The 12,687-nt window shown below is 48.3% G+C and carries 10 protein-coding genes and 1 riboswitch; of the genes, 5 read left to right on the top strand and 5 right to left on the bottom strand.

From position 1 onward, the window contains the following. Window positions 1–12: 12 nt before the first annotated feature. Window positions 13–897 (bottom strand): NAD(P)-dependent oxidoreductase, encoded by an 885-nt coding sequence (locus QNM19_RS07635; RefSeq protein ID WP_049866180.1) that lies wholly within the window; start codon window positions 895–897, stop codon window positions 13–15. 132 nt (window positions 898–1,029) lie between these two features. Between QNM19_RS07635 and QNM19_RS07640 the strand changes: the two genes are divergently transcribed. Both QNM19_RS07640 and QNM19_RS07645 read left to right on the top strand, forming a co-directional pair. After that, a complete protein-coding gene (locus QNM19_RS07640; protein ID WP_049866179.1) occupies window positions 1,030–1,545 on the top strand; it encodes a glutathione peroxidase in 516 nt (171 codons plus the stop codon). Continuing rightward, window positions 1,511–2,488 (top strand): 2-hydroxyacid dehydrogenase, encoded by a 978-nt coding sequence (locus tag QNM19_RS07645; RefSeq protein WP_049866178.1) that lies wholly within the window; start codon window positions 1,511–1,513, stop codon window positions 2,486–2,488. The genes QNM19_RS07640 and QNM19_RS07645 overlap by 35 nt, the downstream gene beginning before the upstream one ends. A 63-nt stretch (window positions 2,489–2,551) precedes the next feature. Here the strand turns inward: QNM19_RS07645 and QNM19_RS07650 are convergent, their stop codons facing one another. The 4 genes from QNM19_RS07650 to nhaD form a co-directional block, all read right to left on the bottom strand. Further along, window positions 2,552–3,877, bottom strand: coding sequence for a sodium-dependent transporter (locus tag QNM19_RS07650; RefSeq protein ID WP_049866177.1), 1,326 nt, complete (start codon window positions 3,875–3,877; stop codon window positions 2,552–2,554). A gap of 182 nt (window positions 3,878–4,059) precedes the next feature. Next, window positions 4,060–4,590 (bottom strand): DUF924 family protein, encoded by a 531-nt coding sequence (locus QNM19_RS07655; RefSeq protein ID WP_284026552.1) that lies wholly within the window; start codon window positions 4,588–4,590, stop codon window positions 4,060–4,062. A gap of 90 nt (window positions 4,591–4,680) precedes the next feature. Continuing rightward, window positions 4,681–6,027, bottom strand: a complete 1,347-nt coding sequence (lysC, locus tag QNM19_RS07660) for a lysine-sensitive aspartokinase 3 (RefSeq protein WP_284026553.1) — start codon at window positions 6,025–6,027, stop codon at window positions 4,681–4,683. Window positions 6,028–6,111: 84 nt separating this feature from the next. Continuing rightward, a riboswitch (Lysine riboswitch) is annotated at window positions 6,112–6,285 on the bottom strand. 117 nt (window positions 6,286–6,402) lie between these two features. Then, the gene (gene nhaD, locus QNM19_RS07665; protein ID WP_049865110.1) at window positions 6,403–7,650 is read right to left on the bottom strand and encodes a sodium:proton antiporter NhaD; all 1,248 of its coding nucleotides are present in this window, start codon (window positions 7,648–7,650) and stop codon (window positions 6,403–6,405) included. A gap of 157 nt (window positions 7,651–7,807) precedes the next feature. Here nhaD and QNM19_RS07670 point away from each other — a divergent pair, with 157 nt between their 5' ends. Genes QNM19_RS07670 through QNM19_RS07680 form a run of 3 tightly spaced genes read left to right on the top strand, consistent with a single transcriptional unit; the run spans window position 7,808 to window position 12,398 of the window. Further along, window positions 7,808–9,064 carry a hypothetical protein gene (locus QNM19_RS07670; protein WP_049865109.1) on the top strand — a complete coding sequence of 419 codons (1,257 nt, stop codon included), beginning with the start codon at window positions 7,808–7,810 and terminating at the stop codon, window positions 9,062–9,064. 8 nt (window positions 9,065–9,072) lie between these two features. After that, complete coding sequence (locus tag QNM19_RS07675; protein WP_049865108.1) at window positions 9,073–9,624, top strand: condensin complex protein MksE; 552 nt, start codon at window positions 9,073–9,075, stop codon at window positions 9,622–9,624. Further along, a complete protein-coding gene (locus QNM19_RS07680) occupies window positions 9,621–12,398 on the top strand; it encodes an ATPase (RefSeq protein ID WP_049865107.1) in 2,778 nt (925 codons plus the stop codon). Before QNM19_RS07675 ends, QNM19_RS07680 begins: the two co-directional genes overlap by 4 nt. Window positions 12,399–12,687 lie beyond the last annotated feature (289 nt).

Consider the following 12,687-nt stretch of genomic DNA (forward strand, 5'->3'; position numbering starts at 1 on the left):
AAAGACGAGACGCTATTTTTTATCATGAATCGCATCAAGGCGTGCTAACAAGCTCGAGGTATCAAAACGTCCGCCCCCGAGTGCCTGTACATCAGCATAATACTGGTCGACCATAGCAGTCAGTGACAATGATGATCCATTGCTACGCGCTTCGTCCAGTGCAATCCCCAAATCTTTACGCATCCAGTCGACAGCAAAGCCAAAGTCATACTCTCCCGCGAGCATGGTTTTATAGCGATTTTCCATCTGCCATGAGCCCGCTGCACCTTTGGCAATTGTCTCAACCACTTTTTCGCCGTCCAGGCCAGCCTGTTTCGCAAAGTGAAGTCCTTCTGCCAGCCCTTGTACCACACCAGCAATACAAATCTGATTCACCATTTTGCACAGCTGGCCCGAGCCCACTTCTCCCAGAAGCTGGCTAAAGCGACTGAAGGCCGCCATCACAGGTTGCACACGTTCAAATACTTCAGGGTCACCGCCTACCATCACGGTTAATACCCCATTTTCAGCGCCAGCCTGGCCACCTGATACAGGCGCATCCAGGAATGCAACGTTTTGCTCGGCCGCTCGCTGCGCAACCTCACGTGCTACCTTAGCCGAGGTTGTCGTGTGGTCAATCAAAACGGTATCAGGCTTCATACCAGCTAAAACCCCATTATCGCCGTAAACAACGGACCTGAGGTCATCATCGTTGCCCACACACATGAATACCAACTCAGCATCTGCGACGGCTTCTTTCGGTGTGGCTGCGAATGCGCCCTGATACTGCTGCGCCCAACGCTCTGCTTTTGCGGTCGTGCGGTTGTAAACGGTCACCTGATGACCCGCGTGTTGTAAATGACCGGCCATGGGATAGCCCATCACCCCCAATCCGATGAATGCAACTTTGACTGACATAAATTTGTCCTATTTGGCTGTTAAGCTAGAAAGATGGAGTTGTTATACCTGAGCCATCTAGCCATGGCAAATGAAAAATACCAGCTATGAATCAAGTGATTAAAAAGAAAAAACATCAAGGAGCCTGACAGGATGGAGAACATTTATCGTTTCAGCGTGAAACTACTTAACGGCGAGACGCTGGCACTCAGATCCTTACAAGGCAGACCCGTGTTGATCGTCAACATTGCCAGTAAATGTAGCTTTGCGCCGCAGCTGAGCGCATTAGAAAAGTTATATAAGAAGTACCACCCTATGGGGTTAGAGGTTATCGCCTTTCCCTGCCACCAGTTTGGTCGCAATGAGCCACTGGAAAACGAAATGCTGAGGGAGTTTTACCAGTCGCACTTCAATCTGAGCTTTCACATTTCAGAAAAAATACTGGTGAATGGCCCGGATGCCCACCCACTCTTTAATTACCTCAAGGTAAATACACGAGGGATTGCGCAAAACCGCGCTATTAAATGGAATTTTACTAAGTTTTTAGTAAACTCAGAGGGCGCTTTATTGTCCCGCTATGCACCCAGGACAAAGCCCGAAACCTTAAAATCGATTATAGAGAGTCAAGTGTCCAATGAGAGTCGCCCTATTCAGTTCGCAAAAGTATGAGCTGCCATTTTTTGAGCATGCACTGACCCAGTTTCCTGATATTGAGTTTGAATTTTTTGAGCAAGCACTGAACGACAAGACTGTTGCACTGGCGCAGGGGTTCGATGCCATCTGCGTGTTTGTGAACGATCAGGTTGATACCAATGTGTTAGCCGAACTGGCAGAGTTGGGCGTTCAAAGTATTGCACTACGCTGCGCAGGCTTTAACAATGTCGACATAGAGGCAGCGCACGCATTAGGGATCAAAGTAGTACGTGTGCCTGCATACAGTCCTGAAGCCGTGGCAGAGCATTGTATTGCCCTGATGCTGACACTGAGTCGTAAAACACACAAAGCCTACAATCGGGTACGAGAAGACAATTTTGACCTCAACGGCTTGCTGGGTTTTAACCTGCACAATAAAACCGTCGGTATCATCGGCTGTGGTAAAATTGGTCAGGCTCTGGTGGCCATTCTCAACGGCTTTGGCGCACACGTGCTGGTCTACGACCCGAATATCGGAGAAGGCTCATACACCCAAGTATCATTGGATATGTTGCTTGAGCAAAGCGACGTCATTACCCTGCATTGCCCACTCACCGATGCCACGCATCACATGATCGACGATGCAGCCTTCGACAAAATGAAGCAAGGTGTAATGCTGATCAACACCAGCCGGGGTGCACTGGTAGACAGCAAAGCCTGTATCCGCGCGCTGAAATCAAGAAAACTCGGCTACCTTGGACTGGATGTGTATGAGCAGGAGTCTGAACTGTTCTTTAAAAATCGCAGTGATGAGGTGATTCAGGACGATGTCTTTATGCGCCTGGCCAGTTTTCACAATGTACTCATCACCGGGCACCAGGGCTTTTTCACCAAAGAAGCCTTAACCGAAATCGCCCACACCACAGTGACTAACCTCAATGCCATCCGCACTGGGCAGACGCTGGAAAATCAGGTCTGAGTCACGGGGTACAACAGACACAAAAAAGCCCGGCAAGCCGGGCTTTTTTGTGTCCAATGAGGGCTACTTAAAGAACGCCACATTGGCAAAAACAGCAGTCATCAGCACCGGGCAGACAAATCGTACATACTGAGCAAACCAGTACATTTTTCCACTGCATTCCAGTGCCAGCTGGTTACCACGACGCCATACCCAACCTACAGTAATAAAGTAGAACAGGCCCATCAATGGCAGCTGATATTGGGTAAATACCTGGATAACCAGGCCAAATAACCAATCAAAATTCATGATAATGGTGCCTGAACAGACAAACAGTATCAGGGTTACTACCCAGGTTGCCTGTGAGCGCTTGAAACCATGGTTTTCGACCAAAAATGACACCGGAATTTCGGTGGATGAAATGGTTGAAGTCAGTGATGCTATCGACATCAGCACAAAGAAAGTCAGCCCAACGAACAAACCTATCTCGCCCATGGTCGCAAATAACTCTGGCAGAATTGCGAAAATAAGCCGGCCCTCGCCGACCAGTTTACCATTTTGGAAAACTTCAACCCCGTTGTTCTGCGCGATAAACAAAGCCGGGATGATCAATAATCCGGCCAGAAACGCCACACCGGTATCCAGCATTGCCACGCTGAAAGTCAGTTTAGGCAGGTTCTCATTTGGTTTCAGATAAGAGCCATAAATCATCATGCAGCCTACGCCCAGGGACAAAGAAAAGAATGCCTGCCCCATTGCTGCAATGATTAATTCAGGATCACCAATTTTGCTGAAGTCTGGCACCAGATAGGCTTTAAAGCCTGCCGCAGCGCCTTCTAACGTGCCCATATAAGCAATCAGCGCAATAAGTAACAGCAGTAACAGTGGCATTAAACGGCGGGACCAGGCTTCAATACCTGATTTCACCCCCTGCAAAATGATCGCAGCGGTCAACAGCAGCATCAAAGGGGTAAATATAAAGTTCCGTAAGGTTGAATCGCCAGACAAAAATTGGCTGGCAGCATCCCAGCCAGTCAAACGTGCTAGTGGCTCCAGAGAATGCGCCAACATCCAGCCGGCAACAATAGAATAGAAACTGAGCATGACAATGGCACCGGCAAGGCCGATGTAACCTGCAGAGGCCCCGATTTTAGGCTGCTTTTCCTGCCACGCCTGCTTAAGCGCTTTCACCGGGTTGGCTTGCGCCTGATGGCCCAGGTACAGCTCCGTATACAAAGCCGGTAATGCCAGTAAGAATATGACGATAAAGTAAACCAGCAAAAACGCGCCACCACCGTGGTTCGCTGCCTGAGTGGGAAATCCCCAAATATTACCAAGTCCGACTGCCGCACCGGCTGCCGCTAACACAAAGCCCAGACGGCTTTGAAAACCTTCACGCACTTGAGCCATAATCGAATGCCAAGTTAATTATTGTTGTAGACTGGCGATTATACGCACTTGTAAACAAATTGCGAGTGTCAGTTCAGGCAAATCGGAACAGCCAACGGTGACAAGGGTTTACGCCCTCAGATCAGAGCTGGCCTACCGGCCTTCACCAGGTGACAGCAAGCCCGAACACAGCTCAGCCAGACTTAAAAACTCGAACCAGGCGTTTGCAAAAAAGCCAATTCTTCAGCGCTCGACTCACGCCCTAAAATGGCATTTCGATGGGGGTAACGGCCAAACTGTTCAATGATTTTTTTATGCGCCAGCTCAAACTCATAGTTTGGTAATGATTTAAACAGGGCATCCGCCTGCTGATGTACGCTCAGACTTTCACTGTGCATGTAGGGCAAATACAAAAAGGTGCGCTGGGTTTTCTCTAGTTGCTGATCAAACCCTTTTTCAACGGCATGCTGCGCTAAACACAAAGCCTGCGGGTCGCTGGCAAACGCTGCTGGCGTGTCGCGGAACATATTGCGCGAAAACTGATCGAGTACAATGATTTCACACAGCGCCCCCACCGCAGTCTTTCGCCATTCAGCCAGTTCTCCGGCCACAGCCTGCTGGTGTATGTGGGTAAACCGCGTCGTGATTTTATTGTCGAACTGTGTCGACTTTTGCCACCAGTCTTGTTCCTGACATTCGACAAACCAGAACTGATAAATTTCCTGATATTCCATGGACACACCTGTGAGTAATTGATTTCGGTATCAGAGCGAGTATTACCCGCTCGTGATAAAGTGTCCAGCCTGACTTGCCAGACCCCTGAATTATGCCGCTTCCAATAATCGGCTGTGGATCGCTTGCACGACTGCGTCCGATTCCGTTTGCTCAACCAAGAAACACAGGTTATGGCGACTTGCGCCATGACAGATCAGGCGAATATTAAAGTCAGCCAGTACTTGCATCAGACTCGCTTCACCATGGCGCAGCTGGATTTCAGAACCTATCATGGCCACCAGTGTCAGATTGTTTTCGACACTGACCTGACAAAACTCTCCGAGTTCATCCAGACAAGCCTGCGCCAGCTCGGGGCGTGTGGCATTTGGCGCATTGTCCAGCGTCAATGCAACGCTGATCTCAGAGGTGGTTACCAGATCAACCGAAATATTATGTGCACTCAAAATGGTGAAAATACGTGCCAGAAAACCACTTGCAAGCAGCATTTCCGGGCTCTTTAGTGTTAACAGGATCTGGTTCTTGCGTTGCGTGACTGCACGGATCCCAGGTTCTGAGCGATTATTCTTTTCAATCCAGGTCCCACCAGCATGCGGGTCTTTACTTGAGCCCACAAACACTGATATTCCACTGCGGCTGGCAGGCAATATAGTGGCCGGGTGTAGCACTTTAGCACCAAAGGTTGCCATTTCTGCGGCTTCATCAAAACTCAACCGGGCGATTGGCTGCGCTTTTTGGCACAAACGCGGATCTGTACTGAAGATACCAACCACATCTGTCCAGATATGTACACTGCGTGCGGCAATTGCCTCAGCCAGTAGCGCCGCACTATAATCAGACCCGCCGCGTCCCAATGTGGTGGTTTGTCCCTGATTATCACTGCCTATGAACCCTTGAGTTACCACCACCTGCTCCTGCAACAAAGGAATTAAATGAGCCTCGGCGGCTTCACGTGTTGCGTCAATATCTGGCACTGCCTTGCCAAACTGGCGGTCTGTTTTAAGCACCTGTCGCACATCAAATCGGCTGCTGGCGACCCCTAAATCTCTCAGTACCTGAGTAAACAGATAAGACGAAAAACGCTCTCCAAAACTCAGCATTTCGTCACACTGCTGTGCATCCAGCGCAGGTAATTGAGCAAGTGTGTGAAAGTCATCCCGTGTTTCAGTAAACCCTGCTTCCAGATCAGCATCGAGCGTAAGACATGCCAGAATGCTCTGTTGAATATCCATCACAGACTGAAACAGTGCCTGGCGTGCCTCTGCGTCTACTTTTTGCTGCGTCAGGGTTACCAGGTGATTCGTCACACCGGCACTGGCGCTAACGGCCACAACACGGACACTCGGATCATCGTGGACTATCGTGGCGCATCGCTGCATGGCTTCAAAGTTTGCAACACTGGTGCCGCCAAATTTAGCAACGACATACTGGGAATTCATTTTATCTCCTTGGGATCACACAGGGCGATCAACATCAATAAGGAGAACTTGGCAATAGGATGGACTAACCATAAAGAAATGACCTCTGCCAGAAGCTCTCCACCTGAAAACGGTGACAGTCCCGAGGATTCAACCTCAAGGACCGAAAAATCACGCTGACGCAACCTGACTTTTCTCGGCGAGTACTTCCCTCACTGATGGTCACGGGTAATCGTCACCTCACATCAGCTACCTAAGCATCGCGCCTCTTCTGTTTATTTTGCCGGGATTTAACTGAATCCAGACAAAATAAAAGCCCGCATTTTAAGCGGGCTTGAAAAAGGTATCTTTTAGACGTCTAGGTGTCAAGTACAAAATTGCCCCTGTCACCAAAGTTTAAATAAATTGTCCCATAAAATAGGCGCCCGCATAACCTGCCGTATAGGCAATTAACAAATACAGGCTCATTCTTAAGTAACTGGTAAAGGTTAGAGCTTTTACTTTACTCATTGCAATAATCCCGGCAGCAGAGCCGATAATCAGCATAGAGCCACCGACACCCGTTGCATAAGTAAAAGTCAGCCATTGTTGAGGGCTCATAACAATGTCCGCCTTTAACAGGGCAGCCGTCAGGGGCACGTTATCTACCGCTGCACTCATCAGGCCAACCAGGTAACTGGCATACTGAGGATCAATGAATTCATACAACTGGGTAAACATATTCAGGACACCCACCTCTTTCAGTGCCCCAACCAGCAGCAACACACCGACGAAAAACAACAAAGTGTCGTACTCTATCTCACGAATATAATCGATGATCTTTTTGTTGACGTCTTTCTTGCGCATCAGAAACTGCGCCATCAAAAACATCACCGACAGACCACACAGGAAAGTCAGCATAGGTGGGACCTGATATTGCACGCTCAGATACAGCGTGGTGAGTACGGTTGTCATGAAGATAACGGCAATCGTGATGTCCGTTTTCTCTATTCGACGCAGCGCTTGTTTTTCGAATAGCAGTTGATCTTTCATGCCAATGGACAACAGTGTAGCCAGCAACAACACACTGACAATTGAAGGCGCAACCAGCAGCAGGAGATCAGGAATGGTGACCTTGCCAGCCAGGAAAATCATCAGTGTCGTGACATCGCCGGTAATGAGCGATACCCCCCCTGAGTTAACACTAAAAATGATCAATGTGGCATACTTAATCAGTTTCTTCGGGTCGAGTTTGAGTGACATGACCACAGCCAGTGAGATAAGTGTCGCAGTAATGTTGTCAGAAATCGAAGAAAACAAGAAGGCAAAACCGCCAACCAGGAACATCATTTTACGTTCGCTGATCTGGGTTGGCATCACACGGTGGACGATGTTTTGTATAAATCCTTTGGAGTTCAGGTAAGCAACAAAGGTCATCGCAGCCATCAGGAATAACCACAATGTGGCAATTTCCAGAATGTTGTGATCGAGCCGATGTTGTATAGTTTCTGAGCTTTCGCCATGGATCGGAGAGATAAATAGGATAATCCAACATAAAGTGCCAAAAAAAAGGGTCGTTTTGGCCTTGTTTACATGGATAATATCCTCTATAACGATAAGCACAAAAGCGACCGCTATCAGGGTTAGGATAATGGGCGTGACCATATGCGTAAACAACCTGTAATTAAAAGTAAAAATTGTGAAGAGTAACGTAATCGGCGCGGAGTCTAACACTTAGCAGCACACTGTGCCACGAGTAGTTACACATTATGACAATTTTCTTACCTGATACCGTCACAAAATTGATACACACTGGAAAGCTATGATCCCAGCTAAAAAAGTATTAAATACGCTGAATGAACACTGGGGCGTCCTGGAGCTGCTTTTTAAACGCTTTAAGATGGCCGATTTCAGCCTAAAAGATGTGCAAAACATCATCAAATTAAAAAATCCAAACTGGTCGAGTGAGCGAATTTATAGAGAAACCAATCGGTTACTAAACCAGGAAATAATTATTCCTCTGGCCAAATCGTCGCAACTCGAAATTAACCGAGCCGTAGCCGACTTCGCCAGCTTTCTATTACAAGAAGAACATCTTGGCCTGGCTGAAGAAATCACCGTATTAGTTAAAGATTTGCAACGCCTGGGTGAACGCCTGGCCCAGGCAGGCGATGAAGGCGATCACAGTGAACTGCGTCGTTTTAGTCGCATTATGGATGAACGTGTGCGTAAAATCGTCAAGCTGTATCATCACAATGAAAGCGCAATCATGAACCTGGTGGAACAGGCCAAATCAGATCAGGGCAACCTGTCTTTGCAAAAACGCTACCGCGCCGTGATTGAAGCATTTGATGAGTATATTGAGCCCATGCTGGAAATGGTCGATATCCACGGACCCTTCCAGGCCTGCTTTACCACTATAGAGCATCAGATCAGTGAACAAATCGCGCAAATCGAACAACTTGGCCGTGGTGCACAGGACAAACGTATGCTCGAGCAATTGCGTACCCGGATCCTCGATATGCACCTGATCGGGCGTGAGAGCTTAGGTAAAAGTGCCGATATGCTGATGCCGTTGCGCGAAGAGCTCAGACGCAATACCCTCATTACCCGCCAGGCGGCAAAAGTCCTCGGTCTGATCCGCAAAAATGGCGTTGATCGTATGCTCAGCCCGGTGCAACCCTACTTTGTCTCGGACATACAGCGTTTCAGCCTGGGTCAGCAGCGTCATATGGTGGCTTATATGGCCAGTCTCAGCGAGTTCGAACACGAAGAATATCAGTTACCGGACCAGCAGGATGTGCCTGCGTATCAAAGCCCCAATATTCCGGATTATTCGGACGTCCGTAAATCGTTTAAAGGATCTGGTAAAAAACGCACTGCTCTGCTTGGCTTTCTGAACGAACAATACCCGACACTGGAAGCAGATGAAATGCTGTTCCTGTACCAGAAGCTGATCAGCGACCCCGAACTCGATATTGCCCAGGACGAGCAACAACAAACGATGCAAATCGCCAATACCCGCATTCGACTTTATCCGTTCAGTGCAACGGACAAGCAATCAGATAACCAGAATTAGTAAACACCATGACACACATTAATCTAGACGAACTCAGCCAGTTACAGGCGATCAATAAAAAATTGGTCAGTGGCTACCATATCAGCGAGCAGGACACGACACAGTGGCAAGAGCTGGATCAACACATAGAGTCTTATCAGGCACTGTTCAGCGCCCTTGGCCATGACCTGCAACACGACAGTCGCGGCTTTTATTATCTGGCCAGTGATGAAAGCACGCCTAACATGGGGAAGATCTCCCGTGCCATTGCCCTGACTGTATTCATCCTGATCGAGCACTTTGCCAACCAGGGTAAAGATCCGCTGCGCGCTTTGTTTGATGAAGTACTGGATTTGGAGCTGATGCAGACCCTGGTTCAGCTTAATAAACACCTGTTCGACCAGCTAGAAATTTTCTCAGGGTCCGATCTTCGCAAAGACGTTTGTCTGCGCATGGTTCGCCTGGGCCTGGCTCGCGAAGTAGAGCAAGGTTTCTCGCTACTGGCACCGGTATATCGTTATATCGACGCACTGATGGAAGTAAATGAGGACAATTACGACACACTTGAGGAAGAAGTATGAACAAGCTGTATGGTCTCAGTAAACTCGCCCTGCTCAACACCGCAGGTTATGCCAAGTGTGTGATCCCGCTGGATAAAAGTGCCTCTATCTGTGCCCCGAACAACACAGGTAAAAGCTCAGTCATCAATGCCCTGCAATTCCCGCTTATCAACGATTTGCGCCTGACCGAGTGGGATGGTCACGACCTGGAAGAAACCCGTAAGTTCTACTTTTCTAGTGATCAGTCCTACATTCTGCTTGAAGCAAATCTGCCTCATGGCGACGTCGTCATCGGCGTTGCGGGGTTAGGCAAAATTGCCGGTTATGCGCACCAGTTCTTTTGCTATAACGGCAAACTCAACCTGGATGACTTTACCCAGGGAAAAAGCATCATTAAATACACTAAGTTGTTCAATCACTTACAGGAAAAAGGCTTTAAGCCCGTTGAACTCAAAGCGGCCGAACTGAATGCCTTGCTGACTGGTGGAGCAACGCCGTACGATGGTGACATCAACCTCAAAATGATCCCGCTGAACAACGTCCAGGATGCCGCGGTATACAAAGAGATCTTCCGCCGAATTCTGAACTTGCATAAACTGGGTGCCCATGATGTCAAACGCTTTATGCTTAAAGTCTTTGAGCGTCATATGTCCAACTCCAAAGTCGACTTTTATGACGTGTGGCGCCGTGCGTTTGATAAAGTAAACCGCTCTCGCCGAGAGCTGAATGCCCTGGAGTCCATGCAGGAACCCATTGCTGCGCTGGAACAAATGATTGAAGGCGAAGCGACCCTCAAAGGCAAGCTTGCTGCCTACGCACCTAAGCTCGACAAAGCCATAGTGGAGTTCGATGAGTATCAGCAGAGCCAGATTAGCGAGCTCAATGATCAACTTGAGAATATTGAGCAGGAAAAACGCGAGTTTGAGGAAAAGCAACAGCTCTATGTGCAACAGTCACGTGATATTGAGCGAAAGCAAACACAGATAGAGCAATGGTTTACTGACTATCACGCGCTCAAGTCTGAGTTTGAGCTCACCAACCATGCAACGCTAAAAACCAATCTGACGCTACTGAAAAAAGAGTACGAACAGCTGTCGTTCTCCATTAACAGTGCACAGGGTCAGAGCCTCCATACACTGGACTATCGAATTGGCGAAACGCAAAAGCAAGTCAAGAGCCTGAAGCTTCAGCTGAAAAACCTGGAGTTCAACCTCTTTACCCGAATGCGTGAAGACCTGTCACTGAAAGAAGTAGAAGAGATCTCTCGGATTCTGAACCCGGATATTTTGTCTTTTGCCACGACCGGAAAAGGCGAAGTTGAGATCAATGATGACGACGCCTTTGGCGACTTTCTGGCGCAATTATCTGCGGCAGTCAAAGGCGGTGAACTTAAGCTTCCCGGTGCCACCATAAAACTGAAAAAGCTGGCACCAGTGCAAATGCAAAGTGGCGAAAACAAGACCCAGTTGCAAGCTCAGCTGGAAGCATTACAACAGTCGCTGCTAGAGCTAAAACAACAGCGCGAAGTGTCTGCCAATGTGGCAGAAAAGCAACAAGAGCGCGATGCACTCTACGATGAATTGATGGCCACCGAAGCGGCATTAAAACGCTTTGAGCAATTCCAGACCATGGCGCAATCGGCTGAAGCCCAACAAGCATTGCAGGAACAGCTGCAAGCTGAACGCGAGCAGGTAGACGATTATTTGCAGGATGTGCAACGTAACGCCGGGTCAATTTCAGATCGCCGCTCCATCATCAAGAGTAAACAAGATCTGATCCTGCGCCAGGCCGATCGCCTGAAGCAAGTAAAGTCTGAACGCATCGATCATACGCTCGACTTGTATAGCGGCAAACAAACGCCCTACCCGGTTGAGATTAAGTTGGACTTTGATAACCTGGCCGAAGTGATCCATCAATTCAACAAAGACTGTCAGGAACTACGTAACCTGGATGTCAATGTGCGCAATACTTACCTGCACATCTACAACGCCGGGATTACTAAGTTCGACAACGAAACAGACGATGCGACTAAGTACGCTAAGCTTATCAGCGCCTATCACAACCTCGATAATGAACGTGATGCAGTGGAACGTCAGGCTCGGGTGGCACTGACGGAAGTCGCAGCGACCATCAAAGGTCTGCGTGAAGACTTAGATCGCCTGCGCCGGGAAATGAACAGCTTTAACAAGGGGATCAGTCAACATCGCATCTCTAACCTTAAGGCATTTAAGATCAACGTGATCCCAAGAAAGATGCTGGTTGAAAGTATCGATACCATCATCGCAACATCCGACTTGTATGAGCAAGGTGAAAGCTTTGACTTACTCAGCGAGCAACCCGCCGACAACAATGCAGTCAACGAAGCCAAAGATCATATTATCAAGCTGGCCAGCGACAAGGCAGGCCTGACACTCACGGATCTGTTTGATATTCGCTTTGAAGTAGTAAACCGCGCGGGCGATACTGAGCACTTTGATAAGATTGACTCTGCTGGCTCAAATGGTACCCGGATCACCATTAAACTCCTGTGCGGCATGTTGTTTATCCGTTATTTGCTATCTGATCAGGAGCAGGCTATGTATCGCATCCCTATCTATATTGATGAGGCAGCCGATATTGACCCGCAGAACCAAAAGGCGATCATCGAAACCGCCCTCAGCTTTGGCTTTGTGCCTATTTTCGCATCGGTAAAACCGCAGATAAGTTGTGATTATCTGGTACCAATCCGCAGCGTCAATCAGGGCAGCCAGAACTGGGTTGACGAAAAAGACTGGATCGAAGTCGAACACAATTAATATCAAAAGGGCACAACTGAGTGCCCTTTTTTGTGCGCATCGGTAAAACCGCAGATAAGTTGTGATTATCTGGTGCCAATCCGCAGCGTCAATCAGGGCAGCCAGAACTGGGTTGACGAAAAAGACTGGATCGAAGTCGAACACAATTAATATCAAAAGGGCACAATTGAGTGCCCTTTTTTGTGCGCATCGGTAAAACCGCAGATAAGTTGTGATTATCTGGTGCCAATCCGCAGCGTCAATCAGGGCAGCCAGAACTGGGTTGACGAAAAAGACTGGATCGAAGTCC

It is taken from the genome of Pseudoalteromonas ardens (genome assembly GCF_030125445.1).
Lineage (GTDB): Bacteria > Pseudomonadota > Gammaproteobacteria > Enterobacterales > Alteromonadaceae > Pseudoalteromonas > Pseudoalteromonas ardens.